The organism is Streptomyces sp. KL109B (assembly GCF_030766935.1).
In the GTDB taxonomy this organism is placed as follows: Bacteria; Actinomycetota; Actinomycetes; order Streptomycetales; family Streptomycetaceae; genus Streptomyces.
Window position 1 is genome coordinate 144892 of record NZ_JASERL010000012.1, and the last position, 25371, is coordinate 170262.

Consider the following 25371-nt stretch of genomic DNA (forward strand, 5'->3'; position numbering starts at 1 on the left):
GGTCAGCCCCCGGAGGGGTCAGCGGAGGAAGGCCGCCGCGACGCCCGCGTCGACCGGGATGTGCAACCCCGTCGTGTGCGTGAGGTCGCCACCCGTAAGCGCGAAGACCGCGTTCGCCACGTGTTCCGGAAGCACCTCCCGCTTCAAAAGGGTCCGCTGCGCGTAGAACTCGCCCAGCTTCTCCTCCTCCACCCCGTACACCGCCGCCCGCTTCGCACCCCAGCCCCCCGCGAAGATGCCGGAACCGCGCACCACCCCGTCCGGGTTGACCCCGTTCACGCGGATGCCGTCGCCACCCAACTCGGCCGCCAGCAGCCGCACTTGGTGCGCCTGGTCCGCCTTCGTCGCCGAGTACGCCACATTGTTCGGACCCGCGAACACCGCGTTCTTCGACGCGATGTAGACGATGTCGCCGCCCATGCCCTGCGCCCGCATCACCCGCGCCGCCTCCCGCGACACCAGGAAGGAACCGCGCGCCATGATGTCGTGCTGGAGGTCCCAGTCCTTGGCCGTGGTCTCCAGGAGCGGCTTCGAGATGGAGATGCCCGCGTTGTTGACGACGAGGTCGACCCCGCCGAAGGCCAGCGCCGCCGCCTTGAAGGCGTCCGCGATCTGCTCCTCCGACGTGACGTCGACCGTGACCGCCACCGCCTTGTCGGGGCCGCCCAACTCCTCGGCCACCGCCGCCGCGCCGTCCGCGTTGAGATCCGCGACCACGACACACGCGCCCTCCGCGACGAGCCGGTGCGCGATCGCCTTGCCGATGCCGGAGCCCGCGCCCGTCACCAACGCCACCCGCGTCGCGAGCGGCTTCGGCTTCGGCATGCGCTGGAGCTTGGCCTCCTCCAACGCCCAGTACTCGATGCGGAACTTCTCCGACTCCTCGATCGGCGCGTACGTCGACACCGCTTCCGCGCCGCGCATCACGTTGATGGCGTTGAGGTAGAACTCGCCCGCCACCCGCGCCGTCTGCTTGTCCTTGCCGAAGGAGAACATGCCGACACCCGGCACGAGCACGATCGCCGGGTCCGCGCCGCGCATCGCGGGGGAGTCGGGCGTCGCGTGCCGCTCGTAGTACGCCGCGTACTCCTCGCGGTACTCGGCGTGCAGCTCCTTCAACCGCTCGGCCACCGCGTCGAGTTCGGCCGTCGGCGGCAGGTCGAGGACGAGCGGGCGGACCTTCGTACGAAGGAAGTGGTCGGGGCAGGACGTGCCGAGCGCCGCCAGGCGCGGGTGTTCGGCCGACGCCAGGAAGTCGAGGACGGCGCCCGAGTCGTCGAAGTGGCCCACCTGCGGGCGGTCCGTGGACGCCAACCCCCGGATGAGCGGCGCGAGTTCGGCCGCCCGCGCCCGGCGCTCGGCCGCGCCCAACGCCGCGTAACCCTCGATGACCGGGCCGAACGGCTCCTCCTTGCCGCGCTCGGCGAGGAACGTCTCGGCGGTGCGGATGATGAAGAGGGAGTTCGCCTCGCACTCCCGCGCCGTGTCGCCCCACGCCGTGATGCCGTGGCCGCCGAGTACGCAGCCGATGGCCTCCGGGTTCGCGGCCTTGATCTCGGCGATGTCCAGGCCGAGTTGGAAGCCGGGGCGCCGCCACGGCACCCACACGACCTTCTCGCCGAAGCACTCGGCGGTCAGCTTCTCCCCGTCGGCGGCGCAGGCGAGCGCGATACCGGAGTCCGGGTGCAGGTGGTCGACGTGCGCCGCGTCCACCAGGCCGTGCATGGCCGTGTCGATGGACGGCGCGGCGCCGCCCTTGCCGTGCAGGCAGTAGTCGAACGCGGCGACCATCTCGTCCTCGCGGTCCACGCCCGGGTAGACCTCGGTCAGCGCCCTGAGCCGGTCGACCCGGAGGGCCGCGAGCCCGGCCTCCTTGAGCGTGCCCAGGTCGCCGCCCGAGCCCTTGACCCACATCAGCTCGACGTCGCCGCCGGTGACCGGGTCGGTCTCGGTGCCCTTGGCGGAGGTGTTGCCGCCGGCGTAGTTGGTGTTGCGGGGGTCGGCGCCGAGCCGGTTCGAGCGGTCGAGAAGGGCGGCGACCTGAGGGTGCGTAGCCATGAGAATTCCTAAATCCCTGAGGAGGTACGGGTGTTGGACTGACTGGTGACGGTTACGCGCCCCACCCCGCCTGCTCCCCACCGACCCGCTCCGCCACGATCCGCTCCTGCCACCCGGACGCCGCGTACCCGGCCACCGGATCCGCCGCGAGCCCCCGCTCCGTACGCCACTCGGCCAGCAGCGGCCGCACATCGGTGTTGTACGCGTCCATGATCACGGAGTTCGCGGTCAGCACGTCGCCCGCCGCCTGCGCCGCGCCCAGCGCCTCCCGGTCCACGAGCAGCGCCTTCGCCGTGGCCTCCTGCACGTTCATCACGGAGCGGATGACCGCCGGGATCTTCGCCTCGATGTTGTGGCACTGGTCGAGCATGAACGCCACGTTCGTCGCCGGGTCGAAGCCGCCGTTCTTCGCGACCTCGTGCAGGATGCGGAACAGCTGGAACGGGTCGGCGGAGCCCACCATCAGGTCGTCGTCCGCGTAGAAGCGGGAGTTGAAGTCGAAGCCGCCGAGTTTCCGCTCGCGCAGCAGCAGCGCCACGATGAACTCGATGTTCGTGCCCGGCGCGTGGTGCCCCGTGTCGACCACGACCTGCGCCTTGTCGCCGAGCTTCAGGCACTGCAGGTACGAGGTGCCCCAGTCCGGCACGTCCGTCGTGTAGAAGGCCGGCTCGAAGAACTTGTACTCCAGGAGCAGCCGTTGGTCGTCGCCGAGGCGTTCGTAGACGGTGGCGAGGGACTCGGCGAGGCGATCCTGGCGGGCCACGATGTCGTCCTGGCCGGGGTAGTTGGTGCCGTCGGCGAGCCAGATCTTCAGGTCCTTGGACCCCGTCGCGTCCATGATGTCGACGCACTCCAGGAGGTGGTCGACCGCCTTGCGGCGCACCGCCGGGTCCGGGTGGCACACGCTGCCGAGCTTGTAGTCGTCGTCCTGGAAGGTGTTGGAGTTGACGGTGCCCAACTCGACGCCGCGCTCCTTCGCGTACGCCGAGAGCGCCGCGTAGTCGTCGACCTTGTCCCACGGGATGTGCAGCGCGACCTTCGGGGCGATGCCGGTGAATTCGTGCACCTTCGCCGCGTCGTCGAGCTTCTCGTGGGGTGTGCGGGGCACACCGGCCTGGGCGAACACCTTGAACCGGGTGCCGGAGTTGCCGTAGCCCCAGGACGGCGTCTCGATCCGCTGGTTGGCGAGTGCGGCCTTCACGGCAGCGATGTCAGGCATGTCCACCTCTGACTTTGACTCTGGCTCGGTTCAGACGGCTCTGAATCGATTCACTTCGCAGGCGAAGCTAACCCCGTGCGCAAGGGGCGTCAAGAGGGTGTGCGGCACCTTCTTCGCGTTACTGAATCGTTCTGTGCGTAGCGGGAGTCCGGCGGTTCCAACCCCTTGACCTGCGGCGAGCGGCCTGGCTAGCTTCCGGAACGTTTCACTGAAACATTTCACGCCGGGTGCCCTTCGACCCCTGGAGACCTGTCATGACGCCACCTGAACCGGAGCCCACCGGGGTGACTCCGGTGCTCGCGCTGGAGGAGGTGAGCAAGTCCTTCGGCGCCGTGCGCGCCCTGCGCGGTGTGTCCCTGAGCCTGCGCGCCGGTGAGGCGCACGCCCTCGCCGGTGAGAACGGCGCGGGAAAGTCGACGCTCATCAAGACCCTCGCCGGGGTGCACCGCCCGGACACCGGAACCGTCCTCCTCGACGGCTCCCCGGTCGAGTTCCACGGCCCGGCCGACGCCCGCGACGCCGGTGTCGCCGTCATCTACCAGGAGCCGACGCTCTTCCCCGACCTGTCCATCGCCGAGAACATCTTCATGGGCCGCCAGCCCCGCCGTACCTTCGGCCGCGTCGACCACGCCTCGGTGAAGGACGCGACGGCCGCCCTGTTCAAGCGACTCGGCGTCGACCTCGACCCGGACCAGCCGGCCCGTGGTCTGTCCATCGCCGACCAGCAGCTCGTCGAGATCGCCAAGGCACTGTCCTTCGACGCCCGCGTCCTGATCATGGACGAGCCGACCGCCGCGCTCACCGGCAGCGAAGTGGCCCGCCTCTTCGGCGTCGTACGGACGCTGCGCGAACAGGGCGCGGCGGTGCTCTTCATCTCGCACCGCCTTGAGGAGATCTTCGAGCTGTGCCAGCGCGTCACGACGCTGCGCGACGGGGCGTGGGTGGCGAGCGAGCCGGTCGACGGGCTCACCGAGGACGACCTGGTGCGCCGCATGGTCGGCCGTGACCTCGACGAGCTGTATCCGAAGCAGGACACCGAGCTCGGTGAAGTGGCCCTCAGTGTGCGGCGGTTGACCCGCGAAGGCGTGTTCACCGACGTGTCCTTCGAGGTGCGGCGCGGCGAGATCGTCGGCCTCGCCGGGCTCGTCGGCGCGGGCCGCAGCGAGGTGGCCCGCGCCGTGTTCGGCGTCGACCGCTTCGACGGCGGCGAGGTGGAGGTGCTCGGCCGGAAGCTCAAGCCCGGTGCGCCGAGCCTCGCGATGCACGCCGGCCTCGCCCTCGTACCGGAGGACCGCCGCGCCCAGGGCCTCGTGATGGACATGTCCATCGAGCGGAACATCGGCCTCACCGGCTTCGCCGACACCTCCCGCGCGGGCCTGATGAACCGTAAGGCAGAGCGCAGCCGGTCCCTCGACTGGTCGGTGAAGCTCCAGGTCAAGTACGCGCGGCTCGCCGACGTCGTCGGCACGCTCTCCGGCGGCAACCAGCAGAAGGTCGTCCTCGCGAAGTGGCTGGCCACGGGACCGCAGGTGCTCATCGTGGACGAGCCGACGCGCGGCATCGACGTCGGCACGAAGGCCGAGGTGCACCGCCTGCTTTCGTCGCTCGCGGCGGACGGCGTCGCCGTCCTGATGATCTCCTCCGACCTGCCGGAGATCCTCGGCATGGCAGACCGGGTGCTCGTCATGCACGAGGGACGCCTCGCCGCGGAGCTGTCGCGCGGCGAGGCGAACGAGGAGTCCGTGATGGCGGCGGCGACGGGGAGGGCGGCATGACCGTCACCGCACCACCCGTACGCGAGGACGCGGCGCCGCCGCCCACCGCGGGCCGCCGCCTCCTCGACAAGGTGTTCAAGGCGCGCGAACTCGCCGTCGCCGCCGTGCTCGTCGTGATGCTGCTCGCCACCGAGGTGTCGAACACCGAGTTCCTCTCCCAGCAGGGCGTCAAGGACCTCCTCCTGAACGCCACCATCCTCGTCCTCGTCGCCACCGGACAGGCCGTCGTCGTCATCACCCGCAATGTCGACCTGTCCGTCGGCTCGGTGCTCGGCATCTCCGCCTTCGCCGCGGGCAACTACCTTCAGGGCGGCGGCAATTCACTCGTCGCCGTCGTGTACGCCGTCGCCATCGGCGCGGTCTTCGGCGTCCTGAACGGCGCCCTCGTCAGCCTCGGCAAGGTGCCCGCGCTCGTCGTCACCCTCGGCACGCTGTACGTGGTGCGCGGCATCGACTCCATCTGGGTCGGCTCGCAGCAGATCGTCGCCGCCGACCTGCCGGACGCCTTCGTCGACTTCGGGCACGACGGCGTATGGATCGTGCCGTGGCTTGCCGTGCTCGCCGCCCTCGTCCTGGTCGGTGTCGGCTACTACCTGCGCAGCTACCGCAGTGGCCGCGAGATGTACGCGCTCGGCTCAAGCCCCGAGGCCGCGAACCTCGCCGGCATCCCCGTCCGCAAGCGGATCATGACCGCGTACGTGCTGTGCGGCGCGCTCGCCGGACTCGCGGGCGCCCTCTACTTGGCGCGCTTCGGCAATGTCGACTCCGGTACAGGCAACGGCTACGAACTCACCGTGGTCAGCGCCGTCGTCGTCGGCGGCGTCGCCTTCACCGGCGGCTCCGGAACCGTGTACGGGGCCGCGCTCGGCGCCCTGCTGCTGACCTCCATCAACAGCGTGCTGCCCGCCATCGGCGTCAGCTCCGTCTGGGTCACCGCCATCAACGGGATCCTGCTGCTGCTCGCCATCGCCGTCGACCGGATCGTGGCCCTGCGCGTCGCCGCGGTGCTGCGCAAGCAGGCCGCACTGATGAGGAGCGCCCGCCATGCCTGACTCCCTCAAGCACTCCGTGCGCTGGGACACCGCCGTCGGCGCCCTCCTCGTCGTGCTGCTGCTCTGCTCGTTCGCGTTCGTCGACAACTTCGGCAATGCGCTCAACCTGTCGTTCCTGATCGGCAACACGCTCCCGATCGCGATCATCGCGCTGCCGATGACGATGCTCGTCATCTCCGGCGAGGTCGACCTGTCGGTCGGCTCGACGGTCGGCCTGTCGGGCGCCGTGATGGGCGCGCTGTGGAACAACGGCATGGCCATCGAGACGATCATCCCGATCTGCCTGCTCCTCGGCGTCGTCTGCGGGCTGGTCAACGGGCTGCTCGTCACCCGCCTCGGCCTGCCGTCCCTCGCCGTCACCATCGGCACCATGGCCGCCTACCGGGGCATCGCCCAGATCGTCCTCGGCTCCGACTCGGTCACCGACTTCCCCTCCCAGTACCTGGACTTCGGCGCGGGCCGGTTCGGCGACTCGTTCGTCCCGTACGCCGCCCTGCCGTTCGCCGTGCTCCTCGCCATCGCCGTCGTCGTGCTGCACGCCACCCGCATGGGCCGCTCGCTTTTCGCGACCGGGGCGAACGAGGAGGCCGCCCGGTTCGCGGGGGTGCGCGTCAAGCGGCTCAAGCTGTCGATGTTCGTGACGACGGGGCTGCTGTCCGCGCTCACCGGCGTCTTCTGGGCGCTGCACTACGCGAGCGCCCGCTACGACAACGCCACCGGCCTCGAACTCTCCGTCATCGCGGCGGTGTTGCTCGGCGGCATCGACTTCGACGGCGGCAAGGGCACGCTCGGCGGAGCGATCGCGGGCGTGTTCCTGCTCGGCACGCTGCAGAACGTGATGAGCCTGCTCAACGTCTCCGCGCAGTCCCAGATCGTCGTCACCGGAGTGCTCCTCGTGATCTCCGTCCTCGCGCCGCGCGTCGGCCGTCAGATCGCGCAGGCGAGGTCCCGGAAGCGGACGGCCGAAGCGGCCACGTGAGCGCCCACCCGTAGAACTCACCCCGTCCACCCCACGTAAGGAACCGCCATGTCCCACCAGACCCGCCGGATCGGCGCGGCGCTCGCCGTCACCACCGCCCTCGTCCTCGGCGCCACCGCCTGCGGCGGCACCACCAAGTCGGACGCCAACAAGGAGGACGCCAAGTCCGCCGCCGCGGGCAAGGCCGACCCGAACGCCAAGACCAAGAAGGGCCTGTCGGTCGCCTTCCTGCCCAAGCAGGTCAACAACCCGTACTTCACGACCTCCGACAACGGCGGCAAGAAGGCCCTCGCCGGGCTCGGCTCGAAGTACCAGGAGGTCGGCACCAGTTCCGGCACCGACACCTCCGGGCAGGTCTCCTACGTCAACACCCTCACACAGCAGCAGGCCGACGCCATCGCCGTGTCCGCGCAGGACCCGGGCGCGCTGTGCACCGCGCTCAAGCAGGCCATGAGGAACGGCGTCAGCGTCGTCACGTACGACTCCGACACCAAGGTCGACTGCCGCAACGTCTTCGTCTCGCAGGCCTCCGCCGAGGACCTCGGCCGCACGCAGGTGCAGCAGATCGCCCAGCAGATCGGCGGCAAGGGCGAGATCGCGATCCTCTCGGCGGCCCAGACGGCCACCAACCAGAACACGTGGATCAAGTACATGAAGGACGAGCTCAAGAAGCCCGCCTACAAGGACATCAAGCTCGTCACGACCGCCTACGGGGACGACGACGCGCAGAAGTCGTTCCAGCAGACCCAGGGCCTCCTCCAGGAGCACCCGAAGCTGAAGGGGATCATCTCCCCGACCACGGTCGGCATCAAGGCCGCCGCCCAGTACCTCTCCGGCTCCAAGTACAAGGCCAAGGTCAAGCTGACCGGCCTCGGCACCCCCAACGACATGCGCGCCTACGTCAAGAACGGCACCGTGGAGGCCTTCGAGCTGTGGGACCCGGCGAAGCTGGGCGCGCTCGCCGCGCACACCGCCGTCGCCCTGGAGTCCGGGCAGATCACCGGCAAGGCGGGCGAGAAGTTCACGGCCGGCGACATGGGCGAGTACACGGTCGAGAAGGACGGCGTCGTCACCCTCGGCAAGCCCACCGTCTTCAACAAGAAGAACATCGACGACTACAAGTTCTGAGCGGGAAGAGGACACAGGAACCGAACCATGACTGACATGCAACGCGTCTGCTTCCTCCTCAAGGTCAGGGCCGACCGCATCGACGAGTACCGCCTCCGCCACGAGGACGTGTGGCAGGACATGCGGGAGGCCCTGACCGCGAGCGGTTGGCACAACTACTCGCTCTTCCTGCGCGAGGACGGGCTGCTCGTCGGCTACCTGGAGACCGAGGACTTCGACAAGGCGCGCGCCGCCATGGACGCCACCGACGTCAACGCTCGCTGGCAGGCCGAAATGGGCGAGTTCTTCGAGGCGTTGGACGGGCAGGCGCCCGACGCCGCGATGCGCCCGCTCACCGAGGTCTTCCACCTCGCGTGACCGCCGGTGGCGCGGCGTTTACCGCACGGTGCTGGTCACCCGGTACCTCCCCGGCGCCAGCCGGTACGTCGCCGCCTTGTCGGCGAAGCCCTCGAAGCGCGCCCCGTCGGCCTTCGCCAGCGGGGTGCGGCCCTCCCGGACCGCGTCCGCCGAGACCGCGGGCAGGGTGAGGGTCGCCTCGGTGCCGGGCGGGACCACCGCCTCGTGGGACAGCGCGCCGTCGTCGGACAGCGACCACGAGCTGGTGATCTCCCCGTAGGGGGACAGGTGCCGGGCCTCGACCTCGGTGACCTTCCCCGTCGGGTCGAGGTGCGGCTGGAGGCGGAAGCGGCGGAAGCCCGGGTGGTCGGGGTCGCGGGCGATGCCGGCCATGTAGGCGTACATCCACTCCATGATCGCGCCGTACGAGTAGTGGTTGAAGGAGTTCATCTCGACCGGGCCGAAACCGTCCTCCTTGGAGTACGAGTTCCAGCGCTCCCACACCGTCGTCGCACCGTTCTTCACCGAGTACAGCCACGACGGCATCGCGTCCTGGTGCAGCAGCTCGTACGCCAGGTCGGGGCGGCCCTCGTCGGTGAGGACGGGCGCGAGGACGTTCACGCCGAGGAAGCCCACGGAGAGGGTGTTCTCCGCGTAGTCGACACGGGCGCTGTCGGGGTGGGCCTCCTTGTACGCCGCGTCGTTGCCGATGTTGTCCGCCAACAGGCCGACCAGGGCGCGGCGTTGGGCCTGCGTGTCGTAGAAGCCGAGCTTGAGGACCCACAGGAGGGCCGACTGGCTGTTGTCCTCGGGGTCGCCGCCCATGGCGGGCTTGCCGCCGATGCTCGACCGCACGGTGATCTTGTCGCCGTCCACGGCGACGTACTTCTTCATGAAGGCGCGGCGGATGTGGGCGAAGAGGTCCTCGTACGACGTCGCCTCCGCTGTGCGGCCGGTGGCGCGGGCCATCTGGGTCATGAGGCGGACGCTGTAGGCGTAGTAGACGTCGCTCATGAGCTGGGTGCCGGTGTTCTGGAAGGCGAGCCAGTCGGCGAAGATCGCGCCCTGTCCGGCGTAGCTGTCGCCGCCCTTCTTCCTGATCCAGTCGAGGTAGCGGACCATCGCGTCCCAGCTGCGGTCGACGATCGTGGCGTCGCCGCTCATCTGCCACACCGTCCACGGCACGACGACCCCGCAGTCCGCCCAACCGCTGCACGGCGCCGCCGCGTTGTACCGGTTGCCGGGCGCGACCGCCGTGAACTGGGCGCCGTCGACGCCGTACGTCTTCTGGGACTCGATGAGGATGTCCTGGAAGTGCGAGAGGAAGGCGACCGAGTCCGTGTTGTAGAGCCCGGTGTTGGAGAAGACCTGGGTGTCGCCGGTCCAGCCGAGCCGTTCGTCGCGCTGCGGACAGTCGGTCGGCACCCACAGATAGTTGCCGCGCTGGCCCCAATGGACGTTGCTGATCAGCTGGTTGATGTCGGCGTCGTTCGTCCTGATGTCGCCCGTCTCGCGGAGCGCGGAGGTGGCGACCTTGCCGGTGAGCCCGGAGACGGTGACCTCCGCGTCCCGCGTGGTCACCTCCACCGACACATAGCGGAAGCCGTAGAAGGTGAGGCTGTCCTGGTGGGTCTCGCCGTTGTCCGCGCCCTTGAGGACGTACGTGCTGGTGGCCTTCGCCGAGCGGAGGTTGGCGCGGTAGAGCGAGCCGACCGGGCCGTCCGCGCCCTTGCTGTCGTCGTTGAGCATCTCGCCGAAGCGGACGACGACTTCGGCGCCCGCCGGGCCGCGCAGGGTGTAGCGGGGGACGCCGACCATGTTCTGGCCGAGGTCGAAGACGGCCGTATCGCCGTGGCGGAGGGTGACGGGGCCGGGTGCCGAGTCGGTGGAGCGGGCGGGGTCGGGGACGACGCGGCCCTTGCCGTTGGGGCTGGACTCCTCGCCCGTGACCTCGGAGTACACGGTGAGGGACCGCGGAGTGCGGTCCCACTTCGCCATCAGGCGGGCCGTCTCTCCGGGGTACGCGGTGAGCTTGGCGTCGGGGTACTTCGCCGCGTAGCCGACCTCCTCGACGTCCGACCACTTCGAGGCGTCGAAGCCGCCGGACGTCCAGCCGTCCAGCTCCTCGCGGGCGTCGTAGGTCTGCCCGTCGTAGATGTCGTCGGCGCGGTAGGGGCCGGTGTCGGTGGCCTTCCAGCCGGCGCCCGGCTTCGTGACGACGCTCTGCGTGCCGCCGTCGGCGTACCGGATCAGGAGCTTCGCCTTCAGCGCGAGCGGGTTGCCGTCCTTGGAGTAGTACGTGCTGCCTTCGGAGACGCGGGAGTTGTACCAGCCGTTGCCGAGGACGGCGGCCAGCGTCACGTCGCGGGCGCCGCCGCGCTTGACCGACTCCGTGACGTCGTACGTCATGTAGTTGACGCTGGTGTCGTAGTTGGTCCAGCCCGGGGTGAGCAGTTCGGGCGTGAGGCCGTCGGCCTCGGGGACCGTGACGCGCTCACCGTTGACGTACGCCTCGTAGACGCCGAGCGCCGTCACGTACAGGCGCGCCTCGCGGACCGGCGCCTTGCGCAGCGCCGCGCGGCCGCGCAGCAGCGGCGCGCCCGCCGAGTTCGGCTTCTTGCCCTTCATGCCGATCCACTGGGCGCCGTCCCAGCGGGTGGTGCCGTCGGTGCTCAGGAGCGCCGTCTCGAAGCGGGCGGCGGGCGCGGTGCCGACCGGGCGGCCGTCGGTGTCCCAGACGGTCACCGTCCAGAAGTAGCCGGTGGACGGCCGTAGTTCGGGCCCGTCGTAGGCGACGGCCACCGAGTCGGACGACGTGACGCGGCCGCTGTCCCACACGTCCGCGCGGCCCGCGGCGAGCCGCTGCGGCGTCGACGCCACGGTGATCCGGTACGCCCCCTGCGCGAGCCCGCGCCGCCCCGGACCGAGCCGCCAGCCGAAGCGGGGCCGGGCGGCGTCGGTGCCGAGGGGGTCGGTGCGGTGCTCGGTGGTGAGGCCGGTGACCGGGCCTCCCGGGGGAGTCGGCGCGGTGGGGGCGGCGGCCGGTGCGGCGGGGGCCGCCGTGGCGGACGGGGCCGCGGAGGCGATGACGGGCACGGCGCCCGCCGTCGCGGCGAGAACGGTTCTGCGACGTATGTCGCTGCGCATCTCGGGGTGTCCCTTCGTCGGTGAAGGTGGTCCGCCTCAAACGATTCAATGAGGCACCGCGAGAGGCAAGAGGTGTGCACGAGGTAGGTGTGAGGCAATGTGGGGTGGTGTGGGACGGTGGGCCGGAGCGGCTGGCGGAAAACGATTCACCCATGTGTCCGAGTTGTCGAACATCGGCCGGGTCGCTCCACGTACACTCCCTCTGCCGCCGCACCAGCTCACCAGGAGGACCACACCCGATGGGACAGTCCGTGGGGATCAAGGACGTCGCCCGCGCCGCGGGGGTGTCCGTCGGCACGGTCTCGAACGTGATCAACCGGCCCGACGCCGTCGCCGACGCGACCCGCGCGCGCGTGCTCGCCGCCATCGAGCGGCTCGGCTACGTGCGCAGCGAGTCGGCGCGCCAACTGCGCGCCGGGCGCAGCCGCATCATCGGCCTGCTCGTCCTCGACATGGGCAACCCGTTCTTCGTGGACGTCGCGCGCGGCGCCGAGCGTGCCGCGCGCGACGCCGGGCTCGGCGTGATGGTGTGCAACAGCGCGCAGAGCCCCGCCGAGGAGGCGGACTACCTGTCGCTCTTCGCCGAACAGCGGGTGCGCGGCGTGCTGTTGACGCCCGCCGAGGCGACAGGCCCGACCGTGGAGGCCTTCCGCCGCCACGACATCCCCTTCGTCCTCGTGGACCGGGTCGCCGAGGGCGCCACCGAGTGCTCGGTCTCCGTCGACGACGTCAACGGCGGCGCGCTCGCCGTGCGCCACCTCATCGACGCCGGCCACCGCTCCCTCGCCTACGTCAGCGGCCCGCACACCCTCAACCAGGTCGAGGACCGCCGCCAGGGCGCCCTGCGCGCGCTCAAGGAGGCCGGTCTCCCGGACACGGCCCTGCGTGAACTCCCCACCGAGCGCCTCGACGTGGCGGCGGGCCGCGACGCGGGCGCCCGCCTCCTCGGCCTCACCGAACGCCCCACCGCCGTCTTCTGCGCCAACGACCTCCTCGCCCTCGGCGTCCTGCAGTCCCTGTACGCGGCCGGGGTGCGGGTGCCGGACGACATGGCGATCGTCGGCTACGACGACATCGAGTTCGCGGCGGCGGCCGCCGTCCCGCTGACGTCGGTGCGGCAGCCCGCGGTCCACATGGGCGCGCTCGCGGCGGACCTCCTCCTTGAGGAGATCGAGGCGGCGGACGAGCCGGGCCGCGCGCACGAGCACCGGCGGGTCGTGCTGCAGCCGGAGTTGGTGGTGCGGGGGTCGAGCTTCGGGCCGCGCTGACCCCGCTCCGGGGACTGTCCGGCACGGTCGGCCACGGCTACCGTGCTGCGTTACCGCAGTCGAGTGCGCGTGGGGGGAGGCCGCCATGGCGACCGAGGACCGGACGAAACCTCCGTGGCTGCCGCCACGCCCGATCATCCGCCTCATCTGGTCGGCGCACCGGGGCGCGTACCGGGCCACCGGCGGCCGGGCCGGGCTGTGGAAGCCGCGCGGCAAAGGGTGGGGCACCCTGCGCCTGACCACGACGGGCCGCCGCACCGGCCGTCCGCGCGGCGTCATCATCGCGTACGTGGCGGACGGGCCGCGCCTGGTGTCGCTGGCGATGAACGGGTGGGGCGAGGCCGAGCCCGCGTGGTGGCTCAACCTCCAGGCGCACCCGGAGGCGGGCGTCGACCTGGGGCGCGAGCGGCGGACGGTACGGGCGCGGGCCGCGACCGGCGAGGAGCGGGAGCGGCTGTGGGCCCGCTGGCGCGAGGCCGAACCGAAGCTGGACGCCCATGCGGCGCTGCGGCCCGCAGGGACGGCGGTGGTGGTCCTGGAACCCGTGCCCACCACTCCGACGACCATGTGCTGAACTGGGCGGACGCCCTATTCGTACCGCCGCACAGGAGCCGCATTGAGCGCCGCCAGCTACCGCCAGGCCGGGGTCGTCCTCACCGACCGACGGTTCTCCGTCCCCCTCGACCACGACGCCCCCGACGGGGAGCGCATCGAGCTCTTCGCCCGCGAGGCCGTCGCACCGGGGCGCGCGCACGAGAACCTGCCCTGGCTGGTCTACCTCCAGGGCGGCCCCGGCTTCGGCGCCAACCGCTTCTCCGGCACCCCGAACTGGCTCGGCCGCGCCCTCAAGGACTACCGGGTCCTCCTCCTCGACCAGCGCGGCACCGGCGCCTCCGCCACCGTCAACCGCCAGACCCTCCCGCTGCGCGGCGACGCCGAACAACAGGCGGCGTACGTCGGTCACTTCCGGGCCGACTCGATCGTGCGGGACTGCGAGCACATCCGCCGCGAGGTCACCGGCGGCGCGCCCTGGACGATCCTCGGCCAGAGCTTCGGCGGTTTCTGCGCCGTCCGCTACCTGTCGTCCGCGCCCGAGGGCCTGGAAACCGCGATCATCACGGGCGGCCTCCCGACGCTGGACGGGCACGCCGACGACGTCTACCGCGCCGCGTACCCGCGCGTCGAGCGCAAGGTCCGGGCGCACTACGCCCGTTACCCGATGGACGTCGAGCGGGCGCGCGACATCGCCTCGTACGTCCATGAGCACGAGCCCGTCCTCCCGAACGGCTACCGGCTGACCGTCCCCGCCTTCCAGTCCCTCGGCATCTGGCTCGGCGCGGGCGACGGCAGCGACCGGCTGCACTATCTGCTTGAGGACGCCTTCGTGCGGACCCCGGGCGGGCGCGAGCTGTCGGACGCGTTCCAGGAGCAGGTCGCGGGCGCGCTCTCGTACCGCTCCCACCCGCTGTACGCCCTCGTCCACGAGGCGATCTACGCGCAGGGCGGCCGCCCCACCGACTGGTCCGCGGAGCGCGTGCGCGCCGAATTCCCGCAGTTCGACGGGGCGAAGGCGGTCGCGGGGGACGGCCCGCTGCTGTTCACCGGCGAGACCATCCACCCCTGGCAGTTCGACTGCGACCCCGCGCTGCGCCCGCTGCGCGAGGTCGCCGAGCGGCTCGCGGCCCGCACCGACTGGGCGCCCCTGTACGACCCGGCCCGGCTCGCCGCGAACGAGGTCCCGGCCGTCGCCGCCGTCTACCACGACGACATGTACGTCGACACGGAGCACGCCCTGCGCACCGCCCGCGCGATCCGGGGCCTGCGGCCGTGGGTGACGAACGAGTTCGAGCACGACGGCCTGCGGGCGGGCGGCCCGCGCGTCCTCGACCGGCTGCTTGCGATGGCACGCGGCGACGTGTGAGTTCGCGGGCGGGGTCCTACGCTGCCCGTATGACCCCGCCCGAACCGAACGCCCAAGCCCCGCTCCACCCCATGCCGGAGGACTGGCGGCGCGCCCTCGCCGTCGTCGCCCACCCGGACGACCTGGAGTACGGCTGCGCCGCCGCCGTCGCGGCCTGGACCGACGCGGGCCGCGAGGTGACCTACGTACTCGCCACCCGTGGCGAGGCCGGCATCGACACCGTCGAACCCGCCAAGTGCGGCCCGCTGCGCGAGCGGGAGCAGCGGGCGAGCGCCGCCGTCGTGGGCGTGGAGACGGTCGAGTTCCTCGACCACCAGGACGGCGTCATCGAGTACGGCACCGCGCTGCGCCGCGACATCGCCGCCGCGATCCGCCGCCACCGCCCCGAACTCGTCATCACCCTCAACCACCGCGACACCTGGGACGGCGCCCACTGGAACACGCCCGACCACGTCGCCGTCGGCCGCGCCACGCTCGACGCGGCGGGCGGCGCGGGCAACCGGTGGATCTTCCCCGAGCTGACCGGGCGGGGCCTGGAGCCGTGGGGCGGGGTGCGGTGGGTGGCCGTCTTCGGTACCGCGCACCCCACGCACGCCGTCGACGCCACGGCCGGCCTCGAACGCTCCATCAGCTCCCTCCTCGAACACCGCACGTACATCGAGGTATTGACGAGCGAGGACCCGGAGACGTACTGCCGCGGCTTCCTCACGGAGAACGCGCAGGCGACGGCGGAGCGGTTCGGCGGGACGCCGGCGGTGCCGTTCGAACTGTTCAGCAGGTGAGCGGCGCCCCCTTGAGGAAGCCGCGAGCCGATTGCCCTACAGTTGCGCCATGGCAGCCGAGTTGATCCGTATCGTCTCCCGCTCCTCGCCCATGGCGCTGGCCCAGGTGGAGCGCGTCCGCGCCGAGCTCGCGGCGCTCCACCCCGGCATCCGCACCGAGGTCGTACCCGTCACGACCAGCGGCGACAAGTGGATGGGCGATCTGTCGAAGCTCGGCGGCAAGGGAGCGTTCACGAAGGAGGTCGACCGGGCGCTGCTCGACGGTGAGGCCGACCTCGCCGTGCACTGCCTGAAGGACATTCCGGCCGACCGGCCGCTGCCGGAGGGGTGCACGTTCGGCGCGTACCTGAAGCGGGACGACGTCCGGGACGCGCTGATCGACCCGGCGGGCCGCACCCTCGACGAACTCCCCGATGGCACCCGCGTAGGCACCTCTTCGGTGCGCCGCGTCGCCCAACTCGCCGCCTCCCACCCGCACTTGGAGTGCGTCCCGATGCGCGGCAACGCCAACCGGCGGATGGAGAAGATGGCGGCGGGCGACGCGGACGTGCTGCTTCTGGCCCTTTCCGGACTCGAACGCATCGACCGCACCGACGTCATCACCGAGGTGCTCACCCCGGAGGTCATGTGCCCGCCGATCGGCGCCGGCATCCTCGCCCTCCAGTGCCGCGAGGACGACGAGGCGACGCTCGACGCGGTCACCGGTCTCGGCCACCGCGACACCTGGCGCGAGGCGACGGCCGAGCGCATGTTCCTGCACGTCCTCCAGGGTCACTGCAACTCCCCGATCGCCGGCTACGCCCGCGCCGAACGCTCCGGCGACCTGTCTCTGCGCGCCTGCGTCTTCACCCCCGACGGCAAGCGGGTCCTCAACGCGCAGGAGTGGGCGGGCCCGTTGGACCCGGCGACGCTCGGCATGTCGGTGGCGGTGGCGCTGCTGCGGCAGGGGGCGCGGGAGCTGATCGACGGGATCCCGCACTGAGGCCTTGAGGCCGCTGATTCTGATGCGCGTCGCTCCGGCCCGTCGTTCCGGCTGGGCCACGCGCGTCAGGGCGTCTCCGTGCGGGCTCGGGCCGATCCTCGCCGAGCCGTTCTGCCGGGCAGTCGTATCGCCACCGCACCGGCCACGAGCAGCGGGACCGCGAGCGCGGTCAGCGTCACGCCCATCGACGCGACGAAGTCCGTCCCGGACGCGAGCAGGGTCGTCGCCGTCGCCACGCCGAGCGTCGGACCCACGTTCATCGCCGTCTGCTGGAGACCGCCCGCCACGCCCGCCGCGCCGAGGTCGGCCCGGCGGACCAGGCACTCCGTCGCGCCGACCAGCACCGTGCCGAAGCCCGTACCCATCGCGAACGCGCTTGCCGAGATGGCCAGTTGGCTCGCCGACGTGTCGAGACGGCCGAAGCCGAACACTCCGGCAGCCAGGAGCAGCGTCCCGCCCGCCGTCGTCGCCCGGGTCCCGCAGCGGCGCAGCAGTACCGGGGTGAGCGGCGCCGCGAGCACCATGCACAGGGCGGCTGGCAGCATCCGCAGCGCCGTGCCGAGCGGGTCGAGGCCGAGCACGTCCTGAAGGAAGTACGTGGCCGTGAACAGCGTGCCGAACAGCGCCGCCGAAGCCGTCAGCAGGATGCCGAGCGCCGTCGCGACCGCCGGGGACGCGAGCAGCGCGGGGGACAGGAGCGGATCCTTCGCGCGACGTTCGTGCACGACGAAGGCCGCCAGCGCCGTCCCCGCACCGGCCGCGAGCAGCACCGTGCCCGCCGACCAGCCGGCTCCCGGCAGCGCGGCCAGCGCCGCGACCAGGCAGCCGAGCGCCACCGCGAGCAGCAGCGCACCGACCGGATCGAGCCCGGCCGTGCGCGGCTCGGGGGACGGCGCCCGGTCCCGAACCAGCAGGACGAGCACCGCGATCGCCGCCGCGGGCAGCACCCCCAGGAAGAACACCGAACGCCAGCCCAGATGCGCCGTGAGCACCCCGCCGACCAGCGGGCCCGTGGCCGCCGCGAGCCCGATCGCGCTGGTGCGCAACGCGATCGGCATGCCGAGCGACTCCGCCGGGTACGCCGCCCGCAACATGCCGAGCGTCGCCGGCTGCAACAGCGCGCCGCACACCCCCTGGACCATGCGCAGGGCGATCACCCAGCGGATGTCCGGCGCGAAACCGACCCCGGCGGAGGACGCGGCGAATCCGAGCATCCCGTACCCGAAGAGCCGTGTGTGTCCGTAGCGGTCGCCGAGCCGCCCGGCGAACACCAGCAGGCTCGCCACCGCGATCAGATAGCCGGTGCTGGTCCACTGGACCTGCGCGAGGGAGGCGCCGAGATCGTCCTGGAGCGCGGGCTGGGCGACGGTCAGGACCGTGCCGTCGAGCGCGACGAGGACCGCTCCGACGACGCTGCCCGCGAGCGTGACACACCGATGGGTGCGGCCGCTCATCGGGGCTCCGGGCCCAGGTGGGCGTCGAGCACCGAGGCCAGCAGCGGCTCGATGCCCTCGACGGCGGCGGCCAGTTGGAGACTGCCCCAGCCCCACAGCTGGGCGAGACCGTGCAGATTCGCCCACAACGCGCCCGCCACCAGTGCGGGTTCCGCGTCCGGGCGTGCCGCCGCGACCCGGTCCGTGAGTACGGCGAACAACCGCAGGCTGGTCTCGCGCAGCCCCAACTCGCCGCTCTCCAGCAGGTCGTGGCGGAACATCAGCTCGTACATGCCGCGGTGTCGCGCGGCGAAACCGAGATAGGTGCGCGCCAGGGCGGCCACCTGGGCGCGTGGCCCCTGCCCGGCGTCGGCGAGCGCCCGCGTGGTCTGTTCGCCCAGGTCGGTGAAGCCGCGGCGGGCGATCGCCGACAGCAGCTGGAGGTGGGTGGGGAAATGGCGGCGGGGCGCGCCGTGCGAAACCCCTGCCCTGCGGGCGATCTCGCGCAGCGACAGCGCGGCCGTGCCCTCCGTGTCGACGAGTGTCACGCCTGTGTCGATGAGGTGCTCGCGGAGGCTGCCGCCGGAGGTGTCGGTCGTGTGCATAGACACTGTCTACCGGAAGGGAGTAGACAGTGTCTACTAGTGGATGGGGAGGGGGTGGTGTCAGTGCAGCAGCAGGGCGACCGCGGTCGTCATCCGGTCCACGTAGAACTCCCGTGACGCGGCCTGGTGCTTGAGGCCGATCGACGTGCTGATCAATGTCCGGGTGATGGGAGCGGCCGCCGCGGCTCGGCCCGACTCGGCGGCGATCGCGTCGGTGACGAGTTCCTCGAAGCGGCGTGGCGCGGTGTCGGCGATCTCGCCCAGGAGGCCGGGGTTGTCCTCGATGACCGTCATGATGTCGCCCGCGAGCGGGCCGATGTACCGGCCGGCCCACCGGTCGAACGCCTCCACGAGGCGTTCCGGAAGGGGGCGTTCGGTGTCGGCCAGGGTGCGGTCGATCGCGCTGATGTCCCGCTCCAGGGTCTGGGTGACCGCGGCACGGAACAGGGTCTCTTTCGAAGAGAAGAGGAAGTAGAGGCCGGGCCGGGAGATGCGCGCGGCTTGCGCCACCTCCTCCATCGAGGTCTTGCGGTATCCGAAGCGCGCGAACGTGGTCATGGCGGAGTCCAGGACCAGGGTGCGCCGGTCGGCGTCGGGGCTGCTCATGGGCTGAGCGTAGGAGTACTGGGAGCGCTATACAAATACAGTCAAGTGCGTATAGTTGAGCGCATGGATGCTCCCGCCCTCATCACCACGCCCTTCACTGCCTCCAGTACCGCGGACGAGGTGCTGCGCGGCATCGACCTCTCCGGTCTGCGTGCCGTCGTGACGGGGGCTTCCTCCGGGCTCGGGGCGGAGACGGCGCGCGTGCTGGCCGCCGCCGGGGCCGAAGTGACGCTCGTCGTCCGCGACACGGTCGCCGGTGAGGCCGTCGCCGCAAGGATCGAGAAGTCGACCGTTCGGGTCCGGCCGCGGGTCGTCCGTCTCGACCTCGCCGACGCGGCCTCCGTCGGGCGCTTCGCCGACGGGTGGGACGGCCCGCTCCATCTGCTGATCAACAACGCCGGCGTCGTCACCGGCGGCCTCGAACGCAACCGTGCGGGTTGGGAGTTGCAGTTCGCGACGAATCACCTGGGCCACTTCGCGCTGGCCGTCGGGTTGCGACGCGCCCTGGCGCGGGGAGCGGCCGAGCGCGACGGGGCGCGGATCGTGGCGGTCAGTTCCACGGCCCATATGCGTGCCGGAATCGACTTCGACGACCTGCACTTCGAGCGTCGCACCTACGACCCGCAGCTCGCCTACGCCCAGTCCAAGACGGCGAACTCGCTCTTCGCCGTCGAGGCGACCCGCCTCTGGGCGGCCGACGGCATCGTGGCCAACGCCGTGAACCCAGGGGGTGTCGCGACGGGACTGCAGCGGAACTTCACGCCCGAACAGAAGGCGTCGCTCGACGCGGCCGAGGCGGCAGGCGTCTTCACGTACAAGACGGTCGAGCAGGGTGCCGCCACCGGCGTCGTCGCGGCTGTCGCCCCGCAGTTCGCCCGCACCGGGGGCCACTACCTGGACGACGGGCAGGAGGCGTACACGGTGCCGGACGACGCCGAACTCGCGCAGCACCCGCACGGTGTCAAACAGTGGGCGCTCGATCTCGCGACCGCCGAGCGCCTGTGGAGTGTCTCGACCGACCTGCTCCGCCCGGTGCTGGGGGCGTCGTCGCTCGGCCTCTGAACGCGCCCTGCAGCGGACGCGGTTCGGCAGGCGCACGTGTCTTCAGGATGCGGGACTCCGCCGCTACCCTGCGCGGATGATCGACACGACCGACACTCGTATCCCCGAGGGCGATGAACGGCGGCTGCGCCTCGATGTCGACGACAAGAACGGCGTCGGCGTGCTCACGCTCTGCCGTCCCGGCAAGCTCAACGCCTGGAGCTGGGAGTCCAGTCGGCAGCTCGGCGTGATGGCCGACCGGATCCGCTTCGACGAGCGGATACGGGTCGTGCTGTTGCGCGCCGAGGGGCGGGCGTTCTGTGCCGGTATCGATGTGACCGCGCCGGGCGGTGGCATCGAGGGGGAGAGCGGTGCGGCGCGGCACCACGCGTACTACGAGGGCATCCGGTGGGCGCACGAGCGGTTCGCCGCGTTCGCGCGGCTGCCGCAGCCGGTGGTCGCGGCCGTGCAGGGGTATTGCCTGGGGTTCGGCTTCGAACTCGCGCTGATGGCGGATGTGCGGATCGCCGCCGATGACGCCGTGTTCGCCCTGCCGGAGGCGCAGTTGGGGGTCGCCGTCGACGCGGGCGGTGATCTGCGGATCGCGCGGGAGGCGGGGGCCGGGTGGGCGAAGTTCCTCGCGCTGACCGGGCGGCGGATTGACGCCAACACGGCGCGGCGGCTGAATCTGTTGCAACAGGTGCTCCCCGTGGGGGAGTTGGAGGACGCCGCGCGTGACCTCGCCGCCGAGATCGCCGGCAACGCGCCGCTCGCCGTGCGGTCCGTCAAGCGCGACATCGACGCCTACGCCGACGCCGGGCTCGACGCCGCCCTCGACCGCGTCGCCATGAGCGCCGCCCTCACGCTCACCTCCGAGGACTCGACCGAGGGGTACACGGCGAAGGCGCGGCGCAGGCCGCCGGAGTTCCGCGGGGCCTGAACGGGCGGAATCAAGCGTGCGCGGGGGCTGTTGACCCATGTATGACGACGACAGGTTTCGCCCCGCGCATCCTCCTCGCCGAGAGCGGGCTCGGCGTGCTCGCCACCCTCAAGTCCGACGGCCGGCCGCAGCTCTCGCCGGTGCAGCCGTTCTACGACCCCGACACCGAGACCCTGTACGTGTCGATGACCGAGGGCCGCGCCAAGACCGCCAACCTGCGCCGCGACCCGCGCGCCGCGCTCGAGGTCACCAGCCCGGACGGCAGGGCCTGGGCCACCGCCGAGGGCGCCGTGACCCTCGTAGGACCGGGCACCGACCCCAAGGGGCCCGAGGTCGAGGCGCTCGTCGACTACTACCGCAAGGCCGCGGGCGAGCACCCGGACTGGGCCGAGTACCGCTCGGTGATGGTGTCCGACCGGCGGGTGCTGATGGTGATGGCCGTGGACCACGTGTACGGGCAGCGCATCGGCTGACCTCGACCCGTCAGCCGCCCTCGAACGGGCCGCGCCCCAACTGCTCCCGCACCGGCGTCACCGGCGCGTTGACAAGCGCCCGCCGCTGCCAGTTCGCCCCGTCCACCACCAGCGTGTGACCGCTGACGAAACGGGCGTAGGGCGAGGCGAGGAACGTCGCGGCCCAGCCCAACTCCCGTGGCGCGCCCACCCGGAGCGCGGGCTGGCGCCCGGCCGGGTCGTCGGCGCGGTCGATACCGCTCGCACGGTCGACGCCGTTCGCGCGGTCCAGGTTCTGCCGGATGTCGGGCGTCATGTCCTCGTGCGGCATGAGGCCCGGCACCAGACCGTTCACCTGGATCCCGTACGGGCCCCACTCCACGGCCAGCGTCTCCACCAGGTTCTTCACGCCCGCCTTCGCCGCCGAGCTGTGCGCGTAGCCGGGGCCGCCGGTCCACGCGTACGAGGCGCCCACGGCGATCACCGAACCCGGCGTACCCGCCGACAGGTGCCGGCGGCCGAACTCGCGGGTCATGAAGTACGTGCCGTTGAGCGTGATGTCGACCACCGAGCGCCAGCCGTTCGGCGACAACTCCTCGGCCGGAACGGGGAAGTTCGCGGCCGCGTTGTTCACGAGGACGTCCGGGATCCGGCCGTGCGCCGCGAACGCCGCGTCGTACACCTCCGTGATGCGGGCCGGGTCTCGGATGTCGCACGTCGCCGCCGTGACGAGCCCCGCGCCCTCGACCGCCATCAACTCCTCGCGCGCGGGCGCCAGATGCTCCGCCTTCCGGCTCACGATCATCACCCCGGCCCCGAGCCGCGCGAACTCGGCGGCCACCGCCCACCCGAGCCCCGTACCACCCCCGGTCACCAGGACGAGCCGGCCGTCGTACGTACCCGGGGGCAGCGCGCAGGCGCCGAGCGGGGGAGGGGCGGGGAGGCCGCGCGGGGCGGCGGAGGTGTCGTCCGTCATGGCGCACATGGATACCCCGTGAGCGCTCAACCTTCCATGGCCGCGACGGGGTCGAGGTTTGCCGCGCCTATCGAAAAACGATAGATTCTTGTCGTAAGTCAATGGGAGGTGGTTCGGGGCATGGGGAATTTGGCCGTACGGGCGTTGCGCGCCGTACTCGCGGTGGTGCTCGCCGGCACCGTGTTCGTCCAGGTGTCGATGGCGTGGACGTTGATCAGCGGGAACGATCCGGAGGACGGTTCGCTCCCGCTGACGCCGCTGCGTGTGATCGTGATCCTGGGCATGGTGGCGGTCCAGGTCGCCCTGGGGTGCGTATGGCGGCTGGTGGGGATGGTGCGGCGCGGCACCGTGTTCTCGGGCGCGGCCTTCCGGTACGTGAACGGGGTGATCGGCGCGATCGTGGCGGTCGCCCTGCTGTGGTTCACGGTCACCGCGATCAACGCGCCCGGCCAGCGCGAGGACCCGGGCGTCACCCTCATCATGGGCGGCATCGGCGTGGCCATCCTGGGTGTCGCGCTCGTCGTGCTCGTCCTGCGCATGCTGTTGGCCCAAGCGGCTCAGATGCGGGCCGAGTTGGCCGAGGTCATCTGATGCCGATCGTCGTCGACATCGACGTGATGCTGGCCAAGCGGAAGATGTCCGTGGGGGAGCTGGCCGAGCGCGTGGGCATCACGCCCGCCAACCTCGCCGTCCTGAAGAACGGGCGCGCCAAGGCGGTCCGCTTCACGACGCTGGCCGCGCTGTGCGAGGTGCTCCGCTGTCAGCCGGGTGATCTGTTGCGGTGGGAGGAGGGATAGTGACTCGCCGGGTGTTGGTGGGGCCCGAAGGCCGGGGCTCTGCCCCGGACCCCGCGCCTCAAACGCCGGCGGGGCTGGAAAGATCGACCGCCTCCCGCTCCAGGTCGGCGTGGAGCAACTGCGCGTGGATCGTGACCCCCGCCCGGTAGCCCGCGCTCGCCGCGTTGACCACCTGCTCCGCGGGCCCGGCCGCGTTCCCCACCGCCCACACCCCCGGCACACTGGTCATCCCGGTCGGATCCACCTCCACGAACGGCCCCGCCGGAGTCTCCTTCGTCCGGGCCCCGAGCGCGCCCAGCAACGAATCGCGCGGCACCATCACGGTCGGCACGACCACGACCGACCGGGGGAGCACCCGCCCACCTTCGAGCCGCACCGCGGACAACCGGTCGTCCGTCACCTCGACCCCGTCGACCTCTCCGCTCACCACGCTCACCCCGGCCGCCGCGAGCAACTGCCAGTGCTCGTCCGGGAGTTCGACCTCGTCCGCGCCGTTCAGGAACAGCATCACGTCGGAGGAGAGCGCGCTGAAGAGGAGTGCCTGGTGGATGCCGGCGGCCTTGCGGTAGAGCACGCCGATGGGCTGGTCCCGTACCTCGTAGCCGTGGCAGAACGGGCAGTGGATCACGTCGTTCCCCCAGCGCTCGGCGAGGCCGGGGACGTCGGGCAGCTCGTCGACCAGGCCGGTGGCGACGATCAGGCGCCGCGCGTGCACCCGGCCGTCACCCTCCGCCAGCGTCACCTCGAACTCCCCGGCCCCGTCGGGCTCGACCGCCGTCACCCGGCCTCGTACCAGCTCGACGCCGTACGAGGTGACCTCGCGCCGCACCTGGGACAGGAACTCGGCGGGCGGCATCCCGTCCCGCGAAGGGAAGCCGTGCATGTGCGCGGCGGGCGCGTTGCGCGGCTCGCCCGCGTCGACCACGAGGACCGAGCGGAGCGAGCGGCCCAGGATCAGCGCGGCCGTCAGGCCCGCCGTCCCACCGCCGACGACCACGACGTCGTACGCGTTCCGCTTGATCTGTACCGGAGTCTGCATGGTGACCACCTCGCACTCGAAGTCCGCTCTGTGCTCTCGAAGGTGCACCCGACCCTGCGGGATTGACAAACGAGCTTGCCGAAACTGCAATGGAACCATGAATCGGCAAGGTCATCCGCACGGCGAAGAAGAGCACCCCGAGGCGAGCACGGACGCCGTCCTGTCCGGGGTCGGGCCCCGTCTGCGCGCGCTGCGCAAGGAGCGCGGCGCCACCCTGTCCGGACTCTCCGAGACCACAGGCATCTCCGTGAGCACGCTCTCCCGCCTGGAGTCGGGCCTGCGCAAACCCAGCCTGGAACTGCTGCTGCCCATCGCCCGCGCGCACAAGGTCCCCCTGGACGAACTGGTCGGCGCGCCGCCGGTCGACGACCCCCGGGTGCAGGCGAAGCCGATCGTGCGCGGCGGGCGGACCATGATCCCGCTGACCCGCAAGCCCGGTGGGCTCCAGGCGTACAAGGTGATCGAACCGCAGCGCCGGATCGAGCCGGACCAGAAGACGCACGAGGGCTACGAGTGGATGTACATGCTCTCCGGAAAGCTGCGGCTCGTCCTCGGTGAGCACGACGTGATCCTGGAGCCGGGCGAGGTCGTCGAGTTCGACACGCGCGTGCCGCACTGGTTCGGGTCGACGGGGGAGGGGCCCGCCGAGTTCCTGGTGCTGTTCGGTCCGCAGGGCGAGCGCATGCACGTGCGGGCGCGGCCCGCGCGCAAGAAGAAGGAGGAGTGACCGCCGATCGACCGCCTCCAGGGCATTCACAGATCGGCAAGCGACCGCTTAGTATGCGGCCGAACCCGGTTTGACGAAGCAGGCCCGAGCAGCCCCGTGGAGGCTCCG

General features: G+C 71.4%; 24 protein-coding genes. 16 read left to right on the forward strand and 8 right to left on the reverse strand.

Translation table 11 applies throughout. The annotated features are described in order from the left end of the window. Positions 1 to 18 precede the first annotated feature (18 nt). Both RBJ65_RS32765 and rhaI read right to left on the reverse strand, forming a co-directional pair. Complete coding sequence (locus RBJ65_RS32765) at positions 19 to 2058, reverse strand: bifunctional aldolase/short-chain dehydrogenase (protein WP_306320284.1); 2040 nt, start codon at positions 2056 to 2058, stop codon at positions 19 to 21. Between the two features lie 52 nt (positions 2059 to 2110). Continuing rightward, a complete protein-coding gene (rhaI, locus tag RBJ65_RS32770) occupies positions 2111 to 3277 on the reverse strand; it encodes an L-rhamnose isomerase (RefSeq protein WP_306320283.1) in 1167 nt (388 codons plus the stop codon). A gap of 254 nt (positions 3278 to 3531) precedes the next feature. Between rhaI and RBJ65_RS32775 the strand changes: the two genes are divergently transcribed. Genes RBJ65_RS32775 through RBJ65_RS32795 form a run of 5 tightly spaced genes read left to right on the forward strand, consistent with a single transcriptional unit; the run spans position 3532 to position 8568 of the window. Continuing rightward, a complete protein-coding gene (locus RBJ65_RS32775) occupies positions 3532 to 5052 on the forward strand; it encodes a sugar ABC transporter ATP-binding protein (RefSeq protein WP_306320282.1) in 1521 nt (506 codons plus the stop codon). Beyond that, complete coding sequence (locus RBJ65_RS32780) at positions 5049 to 6104, forward strand: ABC transporter permease (RefSeq protein ID WP_306320281.1); 1056 nt, start codon at positions 5049 to 5051, stop codon at positions 6102 to 6104. The genes RBJ65_RS32775 and RBJ65_RS32780 overlap by 4 nt, the downstream gene beginning before the upstream one ends. Next, positions 6097 to 7083 carry an ABC transporter permease gene (locus RBJ65_RS32785; protein WP_306320280.1) on the forward strand — a complete coding sequence of 329 codons (987 nt, stop codon included), beginning with the start codon at positions 6097 to 6099 and terminating at the stop codon, positions 7081 to 7083. The genes RBJ65_RS32780 and RBJ65_RS32785 overlap by 8 nt, the downstream gene beginning before the upstream one ends. Positions 7084 to 7131: 48 nt before the next feature. Continuing rightward, complete coding sequence (rhaS, locus tag RBJ65_RS32790; protein WP_306320279.1) at positions 7132 to 8211, forward strand: rhamnose ABC transporter substrate-binding protein; 1080 nt, start codon at positions 7132 to 7134, stop codon at positions 8209 to 8211. A 36-nt stretch (positions 8212 to 8247) separates the two neighbouring features. Continuing rightward, on the forward strand, positions 8248 to 8568 hold the full coding sequence (locus RBJ65_RS32795) for an L-rhamnose mutarotase (protein WP_306320362.1): 321 nt from the start codon (positions 8248 to 8250) through the stop codon (positions 8566 to 8568). An 18-nt stretch (positions 8569 to 8586) separates the two neighbouring features. Here RBJ65_RS32795 and RBJ65_RS32800 read toward each other — a convergent pair whose 3' ends face one another. Further along, positions 8587 to 11694, reverse strand: coding sequence for an alpha-L-rhamnosidase (locus tag RBJ65_RS32800; protein ID WP_306320278.1), 3108 nt, complete (start codon positions 11692 to 11694; stop codon positions 8587 to 8589). Positions 11695 to 11933: 239 nt separating this feature from the next. Between RBJ65_RS32800 and RBJ65_RS32805 the strand changes: the two genes are divergently transcribed. From RBJ65_RS32805 to hemC, 5 genes are all read left to right on the forward strand, one after another. Next, complete coding sequence (locus tag RBJ65_RS32805) at positions 11934 to 12962, forward strand: LacI family DNA-binding transcriptional regulator (protein ID WP_306320277.1); 1029 nt, start codon at positions 11934 to 11936, stop codon at positions 12960 to 12962. Between the two features lie 85 nt (positions 12963 to 13047). Beyond that, the gene (locus tag RBJ65_RS32810; protein ID WP_306320276.1) at positions 13048 to 13536 is read left to right on the forward strand and encodes a nitroreductase/quinone reductase family protein; all 489 of its coding nucleotides are present in this window, start codon (positions 13048 to 13050) and stop codon (positions 13534 to 13536) included. Positions 13537 to 13578: 42 nt separating this feature from the next. Beyond that, on the forward strand, positions 13579 to 14883 hold the full coding sequence (locus tag RBJ65_RS32815; RefSeq protein WP_306320275.1) for an alpha/beta fold hydrolase: 1305 nt from the start codon (positions 13579 to 13581) through the stop codon (positions 14881 to 14883). 29 nt (positions 14884 to 14912) lie between these two features. Beyond that, entirely contained in the window at positions 14913 to 15665 is a 753-nt protein-coding gene (locus tag RBJ65_RS32820; protein WP_306320274.1) for a PIG-L deacetylase family protein, read from the forward strand. Positions 15666 to 15714: 49 nt separating this feature from the next. Next, positions 15715 to 16647, forward strand: a complete 933-nt coding sequence (gene hemC, locus RBJ65_RS32825; RefSeq protein WP_306320273.1) for a hydroxymethylbilane synthase — start codon at positions 15715 to 15717, stop codon at positions 16645 to 16647. Between the two features lie 65 nt (positions 16648 to 16712). On the opposite strand, the gene RBJ65_RS32830 is transcribed toward hemC, so the two are convergent. Genes RBJ65_RS32830 through RBJ65_RS32840 form a run of 3 tightly spaced genes read right to left on the reverse strand, consistent with a single transcriptional unit; the run spans position 16713 to position 19291 of the window. Further along, on the reverse strand, positions 16713 to 18101 hold the full coding sequence (locus RBJ65_RS32830; RefSeq protein ID WP_306320272.1) for an MFS transporter: 1389 nt from the start codon (positions 18099 to 18101) through the stop codon (positions 16713 to 16715). Then, positions 18098 to 18685 (reverse strand): TetR/AcrR family transcriptional regulator, encoded by a 588-nt coding sequence (locus RBJ65_RS32835; RefSeq protein WP_306320271.1) that lies wholly within the window; start codon positions 18683 to 18685, stop codon positions 18098 to 18100. The genes RBJ65_RS32830 and RBJ65_RS32835 overlap by 4 nt, the downstream gene beginning before the upstream one ends. 60 nt (positions 18686 to 18745) lie before the next feature. Next, positions 18746 to 19291: a TetR/AcrR family transcriptional regulator gene (locus RBJ65_RS32840; RefSeq protein WP_306320270.1), complete on the reverse strand. Its 546-nt coding sequence runs from the start codon at positions 19289 to 19291 to the stop codon at positions 18746 to 18748. A 63-nt stretch (positions 19292 to 19354) separates the two neighbouring features. On the opposite strand from RBJ65_RS32840, the gene RBJ65_RS32845 reads away from it, so the two are divergent. From RBJ65_RS32845 to RBJ65_RS32855, 3 genes are all read left to right on the forward strand, one after another. Then, entirely contained in the window at positions 19355 to 20353 is a 999-nt protein-coding gene (locus RBJ65_RS32845) for an SDR family NAD(P)-dependent oxidoreductase (protein ID WP_306320269.1), read from the forward strand. Between the two features lie 76 nt (positions 20354 to 20429). Beyond that, complete coding sequence (locus RBJ65_RS32850) at positions 20430 to 21272, forward strand: enoyl-CoA hydratase/isomerase family protein (protein WP_306320268.1); 843 nt, start codon at positions 20430 to 20432, stop codon at positions 21270 to 21272. Positions 21273 to 21313: 41 nt separating this feature from the next. Continuing rightward, positions 21314 to 21745 (forward strand): PPOX class F420-dependent oxidoreductase, encoded by a 432-nt coding sequence (locus RBJ65_RS32855; RefSeq protein WP_306320267.1) that lies wholly within the window; start codon positions 21314 to 21316, stop codon positions 21743 to 21745. A 10-nt stretch (positions 21746 to 21755) separates the two neighbouring features. Here the strand turns inward: RBJ65_RS32855 and RBJ65_RS32860 are convergent, their stop codons facing one another. After that, positions 21756 to 22700: an SDR family oxidoreductase gene (locus RBJ65_RS32860; RefSeq protein WP_306320266.1), complete on the reverse strand. Its 945-nt coding sequence runs from the start codon at positions 22698 to 22700 to the stop codon at positions 21756 to 21758. Positions 22701 to 22820: 120 nt separating this feature from the next. Here RBJ65_RS32860 and RBJ65_RS32865 point away from each other — a divergent pair, with 120 nt between their 5' ends. Together RBJ65_RS32865 and RBJ65_RS32870 are read left to right on the forward strand one after the other, a co-directional pair. After that, positions 22821 to 23291 (forward strand): DUF2975 domain-containing protein, encoded by a 471-nt coding sequence (locus RBJ65_RS32865; RefSeq protein WP_306320265.1) that lies wholly within the window; start codon positions 22821 to 22823, stop codon positions 23289 to 23291. Then, positions 23291 to 23497, forward strand: coding sequence for a helix-turn-helix transcriptional regulator (locus tag RBJ65_RS32870; RefSeq protein WP_306320264.1), 207 nt, complete (start codon positions 23291 to 23293; stop codon positions 23495 to 23497). The genes RBJ65_RS32865 and RBJ65_RS32870 overlap by 1 nt, the downstream gene beginning before the upstream one ends. A 58-nt stretch (positions 23498 to 23555) precedes the next feature. On the opposite strand, the gene RBJ65_RS32875 is transcribed toward RBJ65_RS32870, so the two are convergent. Further along, positions 23556 to 24536 carry an NAD(P)/FAD-dependent oxidoreductase gene (locus RBJ65_RS32875; protein ID WP_306320263.1) on the reverse strand — a complete coding sequence of 327 codons (981 nt, stop codon included), beginning with the start codon at positions 24534 to 24536 and terminating at the stop codon, positions 23556 to 23558. Positions 24537 to 24633: 97 nt separating this feature from the next. Here RBJ65_RS32875 and RBJ65_RS32880 point away from each other — a divergent pair, with 97 nt between their 5' ends. After that, positions 24634 to 25263, forward strand: a complete 630-nt coding sequence (locus tag RBJ65_RS32880) for a helix-turn-helix domain-containing protein (protein WP_306320262.1) — start codon at positions 24634 to 24636, stop codon at positions 25261 to 25263. Positions 25264 to 25371: the final 108 nt, after the last annotated feature.